Annotated in this window: 16 protein-coding genes; 9 read left to right on the top strand and 7 right to left on the bottom strand. The window is 60.2% G+C overall.

Translation table 11 applies throughout. The features are described 5' to 3' along the window. Positions 1-194: 194 nt before the first annotated feature. The 3 genes from tam to EDF82_RS04495 all read right to left on the bottom strand — a co-directional run bounded on the left by tam (position 195) and on the right by EDF82_RS04495 (position 2,859). Positions 195-956 carry a trans-aconitate 2-methyltransferase gene (gene tam, locus EDF82_RS04505; protein ID WP_123754393.1) on the bottom strand — a complete coding sequence of 254 codons (762 nt, stop codon included), beginning with the start codon at positions 954-956 and terminating at the stop codon, positions 195-197. A 193-nt stretch (positions 957-1,149) separates the two neighbouring features. Beyond that, positions 1,150-1,440 (bottom strand): hypothetical protein, encoded by a 291-nt coding sequence (locus EDF82_RS04500; protein WP_123754392.1) that lies wholly within the window; start codon positions 1,438-1,440, stop codon positions 1,150-1,152. Positions 1,441-1,668: 228 nt separating this feature from the next. Further along, complete coding sequence (locus tag EDF82_RS04495; RefSeq protein WP_123754391.1) at positions 1,669-2,859, bottom strand: MFS transporter; 1,191 nt, start codon at positions 2,857-2,859, stop codon at positions 1,669-1,671. Between the two features lie 192 nt (positions 2,860-3,051). Here EDF82_RS04495 and EDF82_RS04490 point away from each other — a divergent pair, with 192 nt between their 5' ends. The 3 genes from EDF82_RS04490 (at position 3,052) to EDF82_RS04480 (ending at position 5,540) form a co-directional block, all read left to right on the top strand. Then, positions 3,052-3,495 carry a glyoxalase gene (locus EDF82_RS04490; RefSeq protein ID WP_123754390.1) on the top strand — a complete coding sequence of 148 codons (444 nt, stop codon included), beginning with the start codon at positions 3,052-3,054 and terminating at the stop codon, positions 3,493-3,495. A 154-nt stretch (positions 3,496-3,649) separates the two neighbouring features. Beyond that, positions 3,650-4,270 (top strand): LysE family translocator, encoded by a 621-nt coding sequence (locus tag EDF82_RS04485; RefSeq protein ID WP_123754389.1) that lies wholly within the window; start codon positions 3,650-3,652, stop codon positions 4,268-4,270. Between the two features lie 91 nt (positions 4,271-4,361). Next, on the top strand, positions 4,362-5,540 hold the full coding sequence (locus EDF82_RS04480) for a YbfB/YjiJ family MFS transporter (protein WP_123754388.1): 1,179 nt from the start codon (positions 4,362-4,364) through the stop codon (positions 5,538-5,540). 6 nt (positions 5,541-5,546) lie between these two features. On the opposite strand, the gene EDF82_RS04475 is transcribed toward EDF82_RS04480, so the two are convergent. After that, the gene (locus tag EDF82_RS04475; RefSeq protein WP_123754387.1) at positions 5,547-6,389 is read right to left on the bottom strand and encodes a LysR family transcriptional regulator; all 843 of its coding nucleotides are present in this window, start codon (positions 6,387-6,389) and stop codon (positions 5,547-5,549) included. Positions 6,390-6,484: 95 nt separating this feature from the next. Here EDF82_RS04475 and EDF82_RS04470 point away from each other — a divergent pair, with 95 nt between their 5' ends. After that, positions 6,485-7,585 (top strand): nitronate monooxygenase family protein, encoded by a 1,101-nt coding sequence (locus EDF82_RS04470; RefSeq protein WP_123754386.1) that lies wholly within the window; start codon positions 6,485-6,487, stop codon positions 7,583-7,585. Here the strand turns inward: EDF82_RS04470 and ttrR are convergent. Beyond that, complete coding sequence (ttrR, locus tag EDF82_RS04465; RefSeq protein ID WP_123754385.1) at positions 7,557-8,135, bottom strand: tetrathionate respiration response regulator TtrR; 579 nt, start codon at positions 8,133-8,135, stop codon at positions 7,557-7,559. The two genes, EDF82_RS04470 and ttrR, sit on opposite strands and share 29 nt — an antisense overlap. Further along, entirely contained in the window at positions 8,132-9,877 is a 1,746-nt protein-coding gene (gene ttrS / locus EDF82_RS04460) for a tetrathionate respiration histidine kinase TtrS (protein ID WP_227540101.1), read from the bottom strand. Before ttrS ends, ttrR begins: the two co-directional genes overlap by 4 nt. Before the next feature lie 167 nt (positions 9,878-10,044). On the opposite strand from ttrS, the gene ttrB reads away from it, so the two are divergent. The 4 genes from ttrB (at position 10,045) to EDF82_RS04440 (ending at position 15,251) form a co-directional block, all read left to right on the top strand. Next, the gene (gene ttrB / locus EDF82_RS04455) at positions 10,045-10,794 is read left to right on the top strand and encodes a tetrathionate reductase subunit TtrB (RefSeq protein ID WP_123754383.1); all 750 of its coding nucleotides are present in this window, start codon (positions 10,045-10,047) and stop codon (positions 10,792-10,794) included. Continuing rightward, positions 10,781-11,794, top strand: coding sequence for a tetrathionate reductase subunit TtrC (ttrC, locus tag EDF82_RS04450; RefSeq protein ID WP_123754382.1), 1,014 nt, complete (start codon positions 10,781-10,783; stop codon positions 11,792-11,794). Before ttrB ends, ttrC begins: the two co-directional genes overlap by 14 nt. Further along, positions 11,787-14,867, top strand: coding sequence for a tetrathionate reductase subunit TtrA (ttrA, locus tag EDF82_RS04445; RefSeq protein ID WP_123754381.1), 3,081 nt, complete (start codon positions 11,787-11,789; stop codon positions 14,865-14,867). The genes ttrC and ttrA overlap by 8 nt, the downstream gene beginning before the upstream one ends. Positions 14,868-14,972: 105 nt before the next feature. Further along, positions 14,973-15,251, top strand: a complete 279-nt coding sequence (locus tag EDF82_RS04440) for a VF530 family DNA-binding protein (RefSeq protein ID WP_123754380.1) — start codon at positions 14,973-14,975, stop codon at positions 15,249-15,251. 13 nt (positions 15,252-15,264) lie between these two features. Here the strand turns inward: EDF82_RS04440 and EDF82_RS04435 are convergent, their stop codons facing one another. After that, positions 15,265-16,212, bottom strand: coding sequence for an AraC family transcriptional regulator (locus tag EDF82_RS04435; RefSeq protein ID WP_123754379.1), 948 nt, complete (start codon positions 16,210-16,212; stop codon positions 15,265-15,267). A gap of 108 nt (positions 16,213-16,320) precedes the next feature. Here EDF82_RS04435 and EDF82_RS04430 point away from each other — a divergent pair, with 108 nt between their 5' ends. Continuing rightward, the gene (locus tag EDF82_RS04430; protein ID WP_123754378.1) at positions 16,321-17,520 is read left to right on the top strand and encodes an MFS transporter; all 1,200 of its coding nucleotides are present in this window, start codon (positions 16,321-16,323) and stop codon (positions 17,518-17,520) included. Positions 17,521-17,678: the final 158 nt, after the last annotated feature.

Genomic DNA, 17,678 nt, shown 5'->3' with positions numbered 1-17,678 from the left:
GGTTTCACTCAGCCTGTCTGACCGCTGAAAACGATTCAGGAGAAGGAAAAATGGAAAAACGTATTGAGACCGCCATTAACCTGATTGTGTTTCTGTCACTGCTGGCCACCGCGTGGGATCTCTCACTGGTGCATCATCTTTCCTGGTAAACCTGCCATTCGGCGCCATCCCGGCGCCGTTGTTACGATCTTTTGTCAGACGCTGTGCTTGCGGGCTACGATAAACAGGCGCGGGAATAACAGCAGCACCTTTCCGTTACACTGTAACGGATAGTGCTGTTGCAGCAACGCCAGATAGCGCTGGAGAAAGGCTTCGCGTTGTTCGGCATCCAGCGGTTGTAGATACGGGCGTAACCCGGTCGATTGCAGCCAGTCGATAATCGCCTGGTGAGATGCCAGAGGGTGATAATAGGTGGTGCGCCAGATATCAACCTCGCAGCCGCTGCGGGTCAGAATATCGTAGTAGGCCTGAGCCGACGGCAGCGGATGGCGTCCGCTCTCTGCATACCCCAGCTCCTGTGCCGTCTGACGCATCAGCGTATGGGACGGCTCCTGCCAGTTATCCGGCATCTGCACCGCCAGCAGGCCATGCGGTGCAAGCTGGCTGACCAGCTGCGGGAACAGCGTTTCATGGTCCGTCAACCACTGCAGCGACGCGTTGGCATAGATAAGATCGGCCGGACGTTCAGGTTGATACTCGCGAATATCGGCGGTGACAAAGTGGCAGGACGGCAGGGCCTGCGCCGCTTCTTCCAGCATCGCCGGTGAGTTATCGACCCCGACAATGGTGGCTTCTGGCCAGGCATGATGCAGCAAGGCGGTGCTGTTCCCCGGTCCACAGCCCAAATCAACGGCAAACGTCACCGGCTGGTCTGCAATGCGGGCCACTAATTCTGCCGCAGGGCGAGTACGTTCGGCACCAAACTTCAGATATAACGAGGGATTCCAGTCTGCCATGCATATCTCCGGATACAATTAAGCGCGTTCATCAGCATAGAGGGCAATGCTCGAAGGTAAAACGCATTTAGTGTTGCTGATTGTTGTTACCGATGGTGGGCACTAAAAGTGACAGCGTCACGTGGTTCTCGTCGCTAAAACGCATCATCCCGCTGACCGCGAGAGAAGCCGGAGAGCCAGGCTTTGACGGGGATTATTCGCTGTCTTTGAGGGTTTCAGCCCGTTTCGCCGTGGCGTAGACAAAATCCAGCATCGGCTCCAGGTCAGTGTCATAACCGGCCTGAATGATTTTTCCGCGCAACCACTCAATTTCGCTGGTGATATCCGGGTGGAAAATGTTGTTGTCCTGGGCTTTACGTAACCACTTCAGCAGAAAGTTATTCTTCCCCCTGACGCCACCTGATTTTTTTGATTTTCCATGTATTTTCAGCGCCACCAGAATGCAGTAGTAGAAATGAACACGCTGATTAAAACTTTGATGCATTTGCGTATTTCCCGCCAGACTCAGGGACTCACTGTACAGGCCAGTGATTCGGATTGGGCTACGTAGCGGGCCTGGATCGTTGTCCTGCGATCTCTGTTATTTCACCCGTTACGCCAGTACATCTGTTACCAGATGTGACGGGGATGTTGGCACGGATGCAGAATCCCCGTCAATGAGTGATTATTTTTTTGCCTGTACAGCGCCTCGGTGGTGACCAAAGCACGGACTTTATGCAGGGTCTAAACTGGCACGTTGTTGTCGGTAAACGCGAAAAATCAGAATAAATGCCAGCACCACGACCACGGCGGCCAGAAGATAAATGGTATCCAGCGCGTAATACCCGGCTACCCATCCAGCCACTGGCCCGGTCAGCCCCAGCGCTAAATCGAGAAAGGCCGAATAGGTGCCCAGCGCGGTACCCTGGTTTTGCTCTTCAACCTGGCGTACCGCTTCAACCCCCAGCGCCGGAAATACCAGCGAGAAGCCGGAGCCGGTCAGCAGGGCGCCGAAGCCGGCAATCCATGCGGAAGGCGCCAGCCAGATGATCATCAGCCCAACACACTCCACGGCAAAACAGACCAGCGAGACGCGCACGCCGCCGTAACGGGTGATCATATTGCCGGCGACCAGCCGGATGCAGATAAACCCGACGCTGAACAGCGACAGCGTAAAGGCTGCGCCTTGCCACTGATGGGCAGAAAAGTAGAGCGTAATAAAGGTCGCGATAACCCCGAATCCGACCGTGCCCAGCGCCAGGCCCAGACCGTAGGGCCAGATTTTACGAACCACCACATGGAATGGCGCGCGCACGCCCGCCGTCACGCTGACATCCTGGCGTGTACGGGCAAAGAGCAGGCCAACAAACGCCACCGCCACCACCACCACCGCGAAGCCGCTGATGCCAAAATAGCTGTTCAGCAGTACCCCCAGCGGTGCACCTACCGCCATCGCGACATAGGTCGCCACGCCGTTCCACGAGATAACGCGCGCGGTATGGATCGCCCCGACGGTTTTAATTCCCCACAGCGTTGCTCCGGTGGCGGTAAAGCTTTCGCCGACGCCGAGAAATACGCGGCCAATCAGCAATGCGCCAATCGCCAGCAGTGGCGTCGACTGCAACCCTACGGCAATCAGCGTAAACAGCCCGCTCAGCAGGCAGCAGACGATCCCGAAGCTGACCACTTTTTTGGGGCCCCAGATATCCGTATAGCGCCCGGCGTGCGGACGACTGAACAGGGTTGAAATGTACTGCAGGCTGATGACTACCCCGGCAATAAGCGTGCTGTAGCCCAGTTGATAGTGGATATAGCCGGGCAACACGGCGAGCGGAAGCCCGATCGACAGATAGCAGATGCAGGTGAAGACGACGATCGAAATGATGCGCAGATTAAGCTGAGTATTACTGACTGAAGAGGTCATAACGCCATGGCAGTGAAAACAAACGGGCGATCAGCATAGCGCAGACCCAGCCGTCGGGACGAGTAAAGGATGCGTTTTCAGCCGAACCCACCAAAATTCGCATTGCGACAAGACGAATCTGTGCAAGTCCGGGTTTTCACTGTATATATTTTCTCTCTGCCTCATCGGCTTGCTCATTATCCAGGAGGGAACATGACTGAAGATTTAGCGCATAGTGAAGTGCTGTTTGTGGCGGGATTTGGCCCCATTACGCAGAACACCGCTGACAGCCACTCGTTTTATTGTTCGGCGCTGGGGCTTCCCCTGAAGCCGATGCCCGGTAATCCCGACTACCTGCTGACTGAAAAGGATGCGCTGCCAGGGGTGAAACATTTTGCCCTCTGGCCGCTGGCCCAGGCGGCGACGTCCTGCTTTGGTCAGGAACAATGGCCCGCCGAAGTCACGGTACCTCAGGCGTGGATTGAGTTCGAAGTGCGCGATATTGCGCTCGCCACCGATCAGCTGCTCGCTAAAGGTTATCAACTGCTGATCGCCAATCGGGTAGAGCCATGGGGACAGACGGTCACGCGGCTGCTCAGCCCGGAAGGGCTGCTGACCGGCCTGACCATCACGCCCTGGCTGCGCGAGGCGGTATGATGAAGGCTCTCCGGTTTGCCACCGACAGCTAACGAGTAAAAGACAATGTCAGCAGTTGCCCGTCGTGACCATCGCAACGGGCGGCTGCTGACATTTCTCTCGTTGCTGACGCAGCCCGTTTTCCATAGAATCATCGCTTTCGGAGAAAGAGTAGATGTCCGTCGCCGATGCCCTTCTGGCTTATTCCTTAGCCGCCTTGCTGTTGACCCTTACCCCTGGACTTGATACCGCGTTGATTCTTCGCACCTCCAGCGTTGAAGGCGGTAAGAAAGCGTTTCAGGCCGCACTGGGTATTGATACCGGCTGTTTTATCTGGGGCGCGATTGTCGCGTTTGGACTGGGGGCGCTCCTCGCCGCCTCGGAGATGGCCTATAACCTGCTGAAGTGGTGCGGCGCGGCCTACCTGTGTTGGTTAGGGATCCAGCTTTTACTTCGCCCGCGCCAGAGCTTTGACACTCAGCCCGGCACGTCGGCGACAACCAGCAACTGGTTTGTCAAAGGGATGCTCGGTAATGTGCTGAACCCCAAAATGGGGGTCTTCTACGTCTCCTTTTTGCCGCAGTTTATCCCAAGCGGCCATTCGCCGGTGATCTGGACCTTCCTGCTGGTCGCGATCCATGTGCTGATAGGCACGTTGTGGTCATTAACCCTGATTCTGGCGACGCGCTATGCCTCCGGCGTGTTAAAAAAACCGCCGGTTGTTCGCTGGATGGATCGCGTCACCGGCGGGGTGTTTATGCTCTTTGCCGCCCGTCTGGCGTTAAGCAGCCGCTGATCGGGTTACCTTGCCGCCATATTTCGCCCGGCAACGAAGTGTTTTTGTGGGGCTCCGCTACAGTTGGGTTTTCACATCACAGAGACAGACTATGAATGTGCGTAAACCTCGGGCGAAACCTCAGGCTTTTCTGCTAGCGCTGGCCGCTTCAGCGGTGCTGATTATCGGGATGGGATTCGGGCGTTTTGCCTATACCGGTATTCTTCCGGTCATGCTGAGCGAGCAGATCGTCTCGCTCAGCCAGGGAAACCTGGCGGCATCGGTCAACTACGCGGGCTATCTGCTGGGAGCGCTGCTGCTCTCAAAAGCCCGGCCGGCTGACAGCACGCGGCTGAGCCTGGTCTCGGTCGGGCTCACCCTGGTGTGTCTGGCGCTGCTGGCCTGGGTCACCACGCCGCTGGCAATTATCGTGGTCCGTGGTATCGCCGGGGTACTCAGCGCGGTGACGCTGATTGCCGCCTCGCTGTGGCTGCTCCAGCATATGAAGCAACATAATGGCGCACCGGTGCTCTATTCTGGCGTCGGGATGGGGATTTTCTTATCCGCCGAAATTATCGCCCTTGGCAAAGCGTGGGCGCTCTCCAGCCCGCAGATATGGCTTATTTGCGCGGTCAGCGCAACGATCCTGTTGCTGCTGGCCGTGCGTCTGCTATTAACGCCAGCCTTCGAAACGCCGCACACGTCAGTGCAGGCGGAAAGCGTATTAACAGCAGGGCAAGGGCAAACCGCCGGGGCCTGGACCTTACTGCTGGTGTACGGTCTTGCAGGATTTGGCTACATCATTACCGCGACCTATCTGCCGCTGTTTTTGTCAGGCTCGCTGGGCGGGGTGGATCCGGTGCAGATTTGGGCGCTGTTTGGCCTTGCGGCGGTGCCGTCGTGCTTTATCTGGCACAAACTGGTGGTGAAATTCGGCTATCGTCGGGCATTGACCGGTAATCTGCTGGTTCAGGCAACGGGCGTCATTCTGCCGGCCTGGCAGCCGTCGTTAGGGATGTGCTTGCTGAGCGCGCTGCTGGTTGGCTTTACCTTTATGGGGACGGTGACCATCGCGCTGCCGCTGGCCAGACGTCTGAATCACCTGGTCAGCTTCAATATGATCGCCGCCATGACGGCGCTGTACGGGGTCGGACAAATTGTCGGGCCGCTGGTGGCCGGTACGCTCCATCGGCTAAGTGGTTCCTTTAGCCTGTCGTTGATCGCGGCGGCCGCAGCGCTGTTTCTGGCGGCGGGGCTGGTGGTGTTGCCGCCATCGCCTCGCCGCAGTTAATGTGCATCAACCAGCAGTGGCAGAGGTCATAACGCGGCGTAATTCAGTCAGCGCAGGGGAGCCGTAGCCTCGCCGCCAGATCAGCTGGGTGCGTGCCGGTTGTATGGCTTGCAGCTGGCTGCCCTGCGGCAACGTCATCCGTTCGATAACGCTTTGCGGCAGGATCCCGGCATAGCCGCCGGAGGCCACGCAGGCGATCATCGCCTGATACGAGCCGACATCCTGAATATCGACGTTCCCGTCTGCGGCAAAATGGGCTTCGGCGATCGCCCGGTAGCTGCAGCCGCGCGGGAAGGCCGCCAGCCGGATGTTACCTGGCTTTTCCGCGGTGACCAGCATCAACTGTTCGACATAGAGTTCCGCAAATTCGATCTCCGCCGGACAGGCGGGCTCATCTTCGGCCGTCAGCGGTAAACAGACCAGCGCACAGTCGAGGGTGGCGTTCAGCACCTGCTCGATTAACGGCTGGGTCGGCATTACCTGTAGCGTCAGTTCAACCTCCGGGCAGGCCGCCCGGAAGGCCGGGAGTCGCGGCATCAGCCGACTGATTGCCGCCGCTTCCATCGAGCCCAGCCGCAGGCTTCCCGCCGGTGTCGCCGGGTGCAGCGCCTGTTTCGCCTCGTCCGCCAGGCTCAGGATCCGCCGGGCGTAATCGAGGAAGCAGCTGCCGGCAGCGGAGAGCACCATTTTTTTATTCCCCCGCACGAACAGCTCGACCCCGAGCTCCTCTTCCAGCTGCTGGATCCGGGTGGTGATGTTCGACTGCGCACGGCCTAACTTTTTCGCCGCCAGGGTAATACTGTGCTCCTGGGCCACCATTTTAAATATCTGCAACGTGGTGTGGTTCATAGTTTTTATTCTTAAAATGGAAATGATATTGATCTTAACATCTCAAAAAGAGAAGTTAAGTATCCGTTATCACATCTTCAGACAGGATTCCCGGCATGAATCGCCTCACCCAGCTTATTGATACTGCATACCCCATTATCCAGGCGCCGATGGCCGGTGTCTCAACCCCGGCGCTGGCCGCCGCGGTCAGTAACGCAGGCGGCCTGGGCTCGCTGGGATTAGGCGCTTCGACGGTGGAACAGGCGGAAGCGCTGATCAACGCCACCCGCCAGCAGACCTCGCAACCCTTTAACGTCAATCTGTTTTGTCATGCGCCGGCGCAGCGGGACCCACAACGGGAAGCCCGGTGGATTGCGGCGCTCAGGCCGTATTTTGCCCGTTTTGGCTACGAGCCGCCGGAAACGCTGGCAGAAATCTATGACAGCTTTCTCGGGCATCAGCGGATGGCCGAACTGCTGCTCGATCTCGCACCTGCGGTGGTCAGCTTTCACTTCGGCGTGGCGGACAAGACCCTGGTTCGCCGTCTGCAGGAGAAAGGCGTGGTGACCATGGCCAGCGCCACCAGCGTCGCGGAGGCGCAGCAGATTGCCGCCCAGGGGATTGATATCGTGATTGCTCAGGGCTATGAGGCAGGCGGTCATCGCGGGATCTTCGACCCATTGGGCGACGATCGCCAGCTGTCAACGGATGCGCTGGTTCAGGCCATTAACCGCGCCGTATCGCTGCCGGTGGTGGCCGCCGGCGGAATAATGGATGGCGCCGGTATTCGTCACCTGATGCAGCTAGGTGCGCAAGGCGCCCAGTTGGGCACCGCATTCCTGCTCTGTCCGGAATCCTCGGCGGATGCTGGCTATCGCCAGGCGCTGACTCGCCAGCCTGTGCCGCCAACGGTGCTGACCAGTGCGATCTCCGGTCGTCCCGCCCGTTGCATTGATAACGCATTTTGCCAGCTCGGGCGCCAGCACGCCGCGTCAGACGTCCCCGCGTATCCGGTGGCTTACGATGCGGGTAAAGCGCTGGCCAGCGCGGCAAAAGCGATGGGCGAGCAGGGGTTTGGCGCCCACTGGGCCGGGGAGAACGTCGGGATGATCCGCGCGCTGTCGGCCGCGGAACTGATGCAGACGTTAATGGCGGAGTGCGGTTTTTCGGCAGCGGAAACTCGTCGCGTTACCCGATCTGGCGCATCTGTCCGATAAACTCCGCCATATTTCTGGCCGCCATTTTCTCCATCACTCGGGAGCGATGCACCTCGACCGTGCGCACGGCGATATGCATGTGCGTGGCGATATCTTTGTTCATCAGACCGGCGACCACACAGCGGGCGACCTCTTGCTCTTTGGCGGTCAGCGTGTCGAAGCGTCGCTTCAGCGTCTGCATGGCCGTCAGTTGCGCAGAGTGCTCGTAACCTTTGCTGATGGCCGCCTGCAGCGCAGGCGTCGCCACGGGTTTTTCGAGAAAATCCACCGCCCCGTGCTGGATCTCTTTGACCGCCATCGGCACGTCGCCGTGTCCGGTGAGGAAAATCACCGCCAGCGTGCTGTCGGCCTCGCGCATCGCCTGAAAAAGGCTGTGGCCGTCCATGACCGGCATCCGCATGTCCAGCAGCGCAATACCGGTGGTGGTCAGTGGCGCTTCATGTAAAAACTGCTCGCTGTGATTCCAGCACTGTACGCTGTAGCCCATGCTTTCTAGCAAAAAGCAGCATGAACGGGTGACGGCATCATCGTCATCGACCAAATGGATCATTGTCTGTTCTCGTTATCTGTCCCGGTAGCGAAGGTCAGGGTGACCCGTACCCCACGCCGGCCATCCGGTGCAGGGTGATTATCAACGCGGATCTCGCCGTTGACGCGGCGCAGCAGGCGCTGGCAGATGACCAGCCCAAGCCCCATGCCCGTTTTTTTACTGGAGTGGAAAGGGCGAAACAGGTTGCTCTGCTGCTCCAAAGTGAGGCCGCCGGCGTTGTCCTGAATGACGATCGTGGGCGACGCGCCAGGGGGGCTTGCGCTGACCCAGAGGTCGCTGGCACCCGCCTGAACGGCATTGAGCAGAATATTTGCCAGCACCTGCTCCAGTAAAATCGGCGGCAGCCACAAGCCGGCCGTTGGCGTGGCGTCATGGTGCACGCGGATATTCTCCAGTTGCAAAAGCCGCAGCACATGCCCGATTGTGTGGGCGACATCGCAGCGAACATTCGGCTCTGTCGCGTTGGCAGGTGCGGATTCGGACGCCGCCCAGCTGCGTAGATGTTTGATGATCATCCCGCAGCGCTCGGCCTGAGAGTCAATATGGCTGAGGGCGGTCGTCAGGGCCTGCTGATTATCGGGCCGCGAGAGATGATTTAACCCGCCTTGCGCATACATCCGTATGGCCGACAGCGGCTGATTCAGCTCATGAGCAAAGCCGGAGGCCATTTCCCCCAGCACGCTCATTTGCCTGGCCTGTTCCAGAGTCTGCTGCTGTTCGCGTAAACGCTGGTTGGCCTGCTCCAGCGCTTTACCGCGCCGCTGGACCAGCACCATCACCCAGCCATAGTTGGCGATAAAAAGCACCAGTAATAATAATATCACCCCGATCATCAATTTATGCTGGTCCAGCCAGCCGAGTAGCGTCTGCGCCATGCGCTGCTGTTCGGGATGGCGGTGCAGCTCGCGAAGCAGGGCCTCGGTGTCGCTGGTTGAGGCCGGCGCGCCCCAGCGCCAGCCGTTGCTTTGCGTCGAGTTGAGCAACGATCTGGCGACGGCATCGGCGATCCGATCGCCAACGCCAGGCAGGGCGGCAAAAGACCAGTCGGGATACAGCGCGGTGCTGGTCACGCAGGGAAAATCGCTGGTTTTTTGCAGCAACGGACGAAAAGCGCGCTTGTCGATCAGTCCTTCTTTATCCATGTTCTCCAGCAAGCACACCGGGACAATCGCCGCCTGGATGGCGTTCTCACGCAGCAGGTACAGGAGCGCATCCGCCGGAAAACCCATATAGCGCACCGTCAGCCGGTCGTCCACCTGTAAACCGGCCTTCTGCAATTCGCGATAGCCCAGCAAATAGCCACCAAACGCCTGCGCATCGACCGCGCCCAGGGTTTTCCCCGTCAGGTCCGCCGGCTGTTGGATCGGGCTGTCGCGGCGAACCAGGATGGCGCTACCGGTCGCCATGCTCTCGGCCGTCGCCCCGTCCCCCGAACGCAGCGAGGCCAGCCAGCGCAAATGATAGTGGCTGTTTAACTGGACGAATTGCGCCTGATTGGTCAGCACGAACTGGACGCGGCCGGTGTTCACCGCCTCGCGCATCTCGTTAAGGTCGAGGGGAAGGAGTTGAAAACGGGTATCGGGGACGCTGCGGTTTAACCCATCGATCAGCGGTTGCCAGTGCTGGCGGGTGGCTGCATCGCCGCGCAATGCCAGGATACCGATGGTCCAGTCGGCCGCGAAAACAGGGGAGGTCAGCGCGCTAACGATGAGCACCATAAGGAATGTTGTGATGCGCTCCATGCGACAAATGACCCCTTTCTATTGCGCCAGATCAAGCCCGCCTCGTTTATGTGGTTAACCACAATAGAGCCAGACCCGGCAGGATTTTTAGACTGTAACTAATCACATTTGGTTAGGTAATACCATCCCTAATCCTTTCCCTCGCCGCGCACTGGGTGGAGAACAACATGGACATCAGTAAGCGACATTTTTTGAAGACACTGGGCGTGGTCACCGCCGGCGCCTCTCTGGTGCCGTTGGCGCAAGCGGGCACCACCTTCCAGCCGCAACGCCATGGCGGCTCAGAGGCGCACCGTTACGCGATGCTGATCGACCTGCGTCGCTGCATCGGTTGCCAGTCGTGCACGGTGAGTTGCACCATCGAAAACCAGACCCCGCAGGGGGCGTTTCGCACCACCGTCAATCAGTACCAGGTGATGCTGGAGCATCGCGATGAGGTGACCAACGTCTTGCTGCCCCGGCTGTGTAACCATTGCGATAATCCGCCGTGCGTGCCGGTCTGTCCGGTACAGGCCACCTTTCAACGAAAAGACGGCATCGTGGTGATCGACAACACCCGCTGCGTCGGCTGCGCCTACTGCGTGCAGGCCTGCCCGTACGATGCCCGTTTCATTAACCATGCCACCCAGACGGCGGACAAATGCACGTTCTGCGCCCACCGGCTTGAAGCGGGGCTGCTGCCTGCCTGTGTCGAATCCTGCGTGGGCGGGGCCAGAATCATCGGTGATTTAAAAGATCCCGACAGTACGATCAGCACGCTGCTGGCGGCGCACTGGGATGAGATCAAAGTGCTTAAGCCGGAGAACGGCACCGCGCCTCACGTCTTTTACCTGGGGCTCGACGAGGCGTTTGTCTCACCGCTTCAGGGCCGCGCTCAGCCCGCACTGTGGCAGGAGGTCGAACATGAACATCTCTGAAATTGTCGCGCAGCCGCAGCCGGTCACCTGGCTACCCTGGGCCGTGCAGTACTTCTTTTTTATTGGCGTATCGACCTGCGCGGTACTGGTGGCCTGCGGGGTGCGCTGGGTGCAGCCCGCCTGGCGCGAGCGAATCGAAGGCACCTGCTTATTCCTGGCGTTGACCTGCGGCATCACCGCGCCGCTGGCGCTGACCGCCGACCTGCATCAGGCCGCGCGGTTCTGGCATTTTTATGCCTGGCCAACGCCGTGGTCGTGGATGCCGTGGGGAGCGCTGTTGCTGCCGTTGTTCACCCTGTTGGTCGGGGCGTGGTTTGTTCTTTTTCACCTGCGCAAACTGACCGGGCGCGAGACGCCGTGGCGGCGCTGGATTGCTGTGGCCAGCGCCATCGCCGCCATCGGCTTGCTGCTGTATACCGGGCGGGAAGTCTCGGTGGTGCGCGCCAGACCGCTGTGGTTCAGCTACTGGTTTCCGCTGGTGATGTTTATCAGCGCCATGTGCGCGCTGCTGGCGATGCTGGCGCTGATTTATCGGCGGCACAGCGGCTTGATGCGTCCGCTGGCACAAGGGCAACTGGCGATGCTCGCACTGCTGGGCGGATGCCTGCTGGCGTGGTACCACGGCGAAACGCTATCCGGCGCCGCACTGCGTCAACAGTGGCACCTCGCCAGCACAATTCGCAGCGATCTGATCGCCGGCATCCTGCTATGGGCCGCGGCGATGGCGATCGCGTTGTACAGCTGTTGCCGCGTACCGCCGCGTGTCCTGCTACTGATCAACGTGGTTATCGTGGCCGGGCTGTGCTGGCTCCTGCGCTGGACATGGCTGATCGGCGGGCAGGTGATACCGAAATACAACGCCCTCAGTAATGACTACCAGCTGCCGATGGGGACCGATGGCCTGCTGGCCATTGTCGGGACATTCGGCCTGTGGCTGGCGCTGATGATCGTGATTGGGGAGTGCGTGAATTGGTTTTCAAGGAGAGTCCAGCATGGCTAAGTTAACTCGTCGTCAATGGTTGAAAATAGGTGTCGCCGCCGGTGGCTTTGCGGCGTTTGGCCTGAGCTATCGCGATGTCGCGAAACGGGCGGTCGAGGGTCTGGTTAACGGGACCTCAGGCAAGGTGACGCGCGATCATATTTACGGCAACGCCCTGGTTCCGGAAGGTGCGGCGCAGAATGGCTGGCAGGGTAACTCCGGACAGGCGGTTTCCATGACCCAATGTTTTGGCTGCTGGACGTTGTGCGGGATCCGCGCGCGGGTGGACAAACAGACGAATACGGTATTGCGGATCGCCGGCAATCCCTGGCATCCGCTGTCCCATGAGCAACCGTTCGACAGCATGATGCCTTTCGCCGAGGCGATGAACAAACTGGCCGGTGAAAGCGGGCTGGCGTCGCGATCCACCGCCTGCGCACGGGGCGCCACGTTGCTGGAAAGTCTCACCAGCCCGCTGCGCCTGCTCACGCCGATGAAGCGGGCCGGCAAGCGTGGGGAAGGGAAATGGCAGCACATCAGTTTTGAACAACTGATTGAAGAGGTGGTGGAAGGCGGCAATCTGTTTGGTGAAGGCCATGTTGAGGGGCTGAGGGCCATTCGTGACCTGACCACCCCGGTCGATCCGCGTCACCCGGCCTATGGCCCGAAAGCCAATCAGCTGCTGGCCACCAATACCAGCGATGAAGGTCGGGACGGCTTTTTCCGCCGTTTCGCCCAGCACAGCTTCGGCAGCAAGAATTTTGGCGCCCACGGCGCATACTGCGGGCTGGCGTATCGCGCCGGTTCCGGAGCGCTGCTGGGCGATCTCGATAAGAATCCTCATGTTAAACCGGACTGGGATCAGGTGGAGTTCGCGTTGTTTATGGGAACTTCGCCGGCGCAGTCGGGCAACCCCTTTAAACGCCAGGCCCGCCAGCTGGCCAGCGCCCGCGTGCGTCGCGACTTCAATTATGTGGTGGTGGCCCCGGCATTACCGTTAACCACGGTACTCGCCGACGACCATGGTCACTGGCTACCGGTGCTGCCGGGCACCGATTCGGCCCTCGCGATGGCGATGATCCGCTGGATTATCGATAACCAGCGCTATATGGCTGAGTATCTGGCTCTGACCGGTCGTGATGCGATGCAGCGTGCCGGGGAGAAAAGCTGGACCAATGCCAGCTGGTTGGTGATCGCCGACGCACAGCATCCGCTGGCAGGGCAGCACATGAGCGCATCGGCGCTGAGCGGTGAAACCCGCGAGAACGATGAGCCTGTGGTGGTTAACCCGCAGGGCGAGGTGGTTCCGGTGAGCCAGTGCGATCGCGGTGAACTGCTGGTTGATCGAACCGTGACTTTACACGACGGCTCACAGGTGGCGGTAAAAAGCAGCTTTCAGTGCCTGAAAGCGTCCGCCGATCGCTTCACCCTCGCCGAATACAGTCAGCTGTGCGGGGTGGCGGAAAAACAGATTATCGCGCTGGCGAAGGCCTTTACCCGTCACGGGCGTAAAGCCGCGGTGGTGACGCACGGCGGCATGATGTCCGGCAACGGCTTTTATAACGCCTGGTCGGTGATGATGCTGAACGTGTTGCTGGGCAATATGAGCCTCAGCGGCGGGGTGTTTGTCGGCGGCGGGAAATTTAACGGCGAGGCCAGCGGGCCGCGCTACGACCTTGCGCAGTTCCCCGGTAAAGTGGCGCCAAAAGGCCTCAATATCGCCCGCAGCAAAGCCGACTATGCGCAGTCGGATGAGTATCGCGAGAAGATCGCCGGACAGCATTCACCGTGGCCGGCGAAAGCGCCGTGGTATCCCTTTGCCGCCGGGCAGCTGACCGAGATCTTACCTTCGGCGCTGGCGGGCTATCCGTATCCGCTCAAGGCGTGGATCTCCAATATGGCAAACCCGCTGTACGGCGTACCGGGACTGCGGAGCGTGATCGAGCAACGACTGCGCGATCCGCAGCATCTGCCGCTGTTTATCGCCATCGATGCCTTTATGAACGAGACGACGGCATTTGCCGATTACATCGTTCCGGATACGCATAATTTCGAGAGCTGGGGATTCAGCGCTCCCTGGGGCGGCGTAGCCACTAAAACCTCAACCGCCCGTTGGCCGGTGGTGTCGCCAGCCACGGCGAAAACGGCGCAGGGAGAACCGGTCTCGATGGAAGCCTTCTGCATTGCGGTGGCTAAACGCATGGGGCTCCCCGGCTTCGGCGACCAGGCAATACCCGATGCCCAGGGCGTAATGCAGGGGCTACACCGCGCCGAAGATTACTACCTGCGGGTGGCCGCCAATATCGCCTTTGCCGGGCAAAAACCGCTGCCGCCTGCCGAAGCCCAGGATATCGCGCTGTCGGGGGTTGAACGTATTTATCCGGACATCCGCAGTACCTTAAAACCCGATGAGGCCTTGCCTGTGGCGTTTCTCTACAGCCGGGGTGGCCGCTTTGCGCCGCAGGCCTCGGGTCGTCGCGGCGATACGGTCGGAGTGGAGTGGCAAAAGCCACTGCAAATCTGGAATCCGCAGGTGGCGGGATACCGCCATGCGATGACCGGCGAGCGCTACAGCGGCTGTCCGACCTGGTATCCGGCCCGCCTGGCGGATGGCCAGGCGTTGGAGGCGGTCTACCCGCTATCGCAATGGCCGCTGAAACTGATGTCGTTTAAATCGAATGTCATGAGCAGCTCGTCCACCGTGATTGAACGCCTGCACCACGTGAAACCAAGCGGGCTGGTGGCAATCCATCCTGACGACGGTAAGCGTTATGGTCTGCAGCATGGGGATATCGCGCGTATCAGCACGCCCGGCGGCAGCGTTGAGGTACAGGTCAGCGTGCTCTCCGGGGTAATGCCGGGGGTGATCGCCATGGAGCACGGGTACGGGCATAAGGAGATGGGGGCGCGACAGCACTGGCTGGACGGTGTGCCCATGGCGCAAAAAAACCATATTGCCTCAGGCGTCAATCTCAATGATCTTGGTTTTGCCGACCCCACCCGGAAAGTGCCTGGGCCGTGGCTGGACTGGGTCACGGGCGCTTCCGTGCGCCAGGGACTGCCGGCGAAGATTGCTAAAGTGGAACGCGGGTAGCGGAATGGGTTTAATCGCAGGCAAAAGCGATGCCCTCCCTTGCACCGGGCGGGCGTAGCCAGTATGGTGTGCGGCATTTCCACGGTATCAGGAACACACATCGCAATGCAGCCTTCGAAAGATCCTCTTCACGGCGTCACCCTTGAGGCCCTGCTGAATGCCCTGGTGGCAAAATACGGCTGGGCCGAGCTGGCAAAACGGATCAACATCAACTGTTTTAAGAGCGACCCGAGCATCAAATCGAGCCTGAAGTTTTTGCGCCGTACACCATGGGCGCGCAAAGAGGTTGAGGAACTCTATATTGATTCGCTGGATGAGCCAGCGTCTGAGCCCGCCACGCCGCCGGCCGATAATCCGTGGGCCAACTGGCAGAATAAGAAATAAAAGCGGGGCGCGCTTACTGTGCCGTTTCGCCGCGCAGCGCGCCCGGGGCTTTACCGGTAATGCGCTTAAAGGCGCGGCTGAAGGCCGCCAGCGAGCTGTAACCCAGCCTGAAGGCCACTTTCTCCAGCGCCTGGCCCTCCTGGGAAATATACTGCACCGCCAGCCGCATCCGCAGCTCCGTCAGATAGCGCGCCGGGGTGGTGCCGGTGGCGGCGAGGAAGCGTTCGGCGAAAACGGATCGCGAGGTTCCGGCTTCGCGGGCAAGGGCTTCAACCTTCCAGTTGACGCCGGGCTGCTGATGCATGGCGTAGATTGCCCTGGCCAGGCGGGGATCGCGCAGCACCTGCACCCAGCCGGTGGCGTTGCCGCAGCCGCATTCAACCCAACCGCGGACGATCAGTGCCGCCACCACATCGGCCAGACGCGCCAGAATCCCGGCATAGCCCGCCTGACGGGTGAGTGACTCTCTCTCCATCGCCAGCAGCAGCGGGTGAATTTCAGGCCAGGTTTTCAACAGCCGGCTGACCAGCATCACTTCCGGCATCGCCTTGACCAGCGGCTGCATTCCCCCCAGTTCAAAATCCATACATCCGCTGAAGATAACCGTGTTGTCCGCCGTTTTGCAGGCGCTATCGCCTTTCACGCAGCAGACGGTGTTGCACACCGTCTCGCTGGCGAGCTGCATCACGTCAATCACCGGCGCTTGCGCATCGGACATAAAGGTATGGCTCTCGCCGTTGGGAATAAACAGCGCGTCGCCGCTCTCCAGCGTTAGCTGCTGGCCGCTGGCCATCTGCAGCTGCACCGGGCCACGGCTGACAAAGTGGAACTGGGCTCTGCCGGGGACCGCGTTAAACGCGACGCCGAACGGAGAACCAAGTTCGATGCGGCGGTAATGGACGCCGGAGAGGCGCATGCCGCGCAGGAGTTCACTGGTGAGATCGATAGGCTGGCGTGTCATCAAAACAATCCCGGACGAATTATCAATAATTGCAGAGTATGCATCATAGATCGTCCGAACGGAAACCCCTACGCTTGTCGCAATGTTAATTATTCTGGAGAGATGTATATGAGTTCCTGCATAACTGCCGAAGCGGAGATGGCTACGGCCAAACCCGCGTGGCGCGCCGTCTATGCTCTGGCATTGGGCGTTTTCGGCCTGATCGTTGCAGAGTTTCTTCCCGCCAGTTTGTTAACCCCGATGGCCGCCAGCCTGCGGGTGAGTGAAGGGATGGCGGGGCAGGCGGTTACCGCCACGGCCCTGGTGGCGCTGGTGACCGGGCTGCTGATCACCCCGGCGACTAAAAATATCGACCGCCGCTGGGTGCTGATGTTCTTTTCGCTGTTGCAGATCGTCTCCAGCCTGATGGTGGCTTTCGCCAGCTCGCTGGAGTTTCTGTTGCTGGGACGCCTGCTGCTCGGGGTGGCCATCGGCGGATTCTGGTCAATGTCCACCGCCACGGCGATGCGCCTGGTGCCGGCGGCCTTCGTGCCAAAAGCGCTGGCGGTGATCTTCTCCGCCGTGTCGATTGCGACCGTGGTGGCCGCGCCGCTGGGCAGCTATTTAGGCGGGCTGATTGGCTGGCGCAACGTGTTTATCCTGTGCACGGTGCCGAGCCTGGTGGCGCTGCTGTGGCAGCTGTGGGTTCTGCCATCGATGCGCCCGGAAAGCACCGGTAGCTTTGCCACGCTGCTTAAGGTCCTGCGTCGTCCCGGCATGGTGGGCGGGCTGTTGGCGACCATTTTAATCTTCAGCGGGCACTTTGCCTTTTTCACCTACCTGCGTCCGTTCCTTGAAACCGTGGCTCAGGCCAGCGTGGAAGGGGTGTCGTTGATCCTGCTGGGCTTTGGGGTGGCGAACTTCGTCGGGACCTCTATCGCCGGGCATCTGCTGAGCCGCAGCCTGCGCCTGACGCTGGCGCTGGTGCCGCTCGTGATGGGTCTGCTGGCACTGATGATGGTCACCTTCGGGCATATCGCGATGGTGGACGGACTGCTGGTCGCCCTGTGGGGCTTTGCCTTCGGCCTGGTGCCGGTCGGCTGGTCCACCTGGCTGGCGACCACGGTACCGGACGAGGCGGAAAGCGCGGGGGGCTTACTGGTGGCGTCAATTCAGCTGGCAATCAGCGCCGGTGCGGCCGGTGGCGGGGCGGTGTTCGACCTCACCGGCGCCAGCGGGGTCTTTGCCGGCAGCGGGCTGCTGCTGATCAGCGCCATGGTGATGGTTTTCGCCAGCGTCCGGGTGACCTCGACCATCGCCAGCCGCTAGCGCGACGCCTTCTTCCTTTACTCCTTTACTCATGCGCCTGCGGGCGCATTTTTCGTTGGGCAACCGCCACGGCGCTGCACGTTGCAGGAACAACCGGCCGCACTTCGTCGGTGCAACACCAGCCGTTTTGACCTCCAGCACGCCGAAATTCAATCTAA

Origin of the sequence: Klebsiella sp. BIGb0399, from assembly GCF_003752615.1 — a bacterium.
Classification (GTDB): domain Bacteria; phylum Pseudomonadota; class Gammaproteobacteria; order Enterobacterales; family Enterobacteriaceae; genus Klebsiella; species Klebsiella lignicola.
This window is presented reverse-complemented; position numbering and strand designations above follow the sequence as displayed.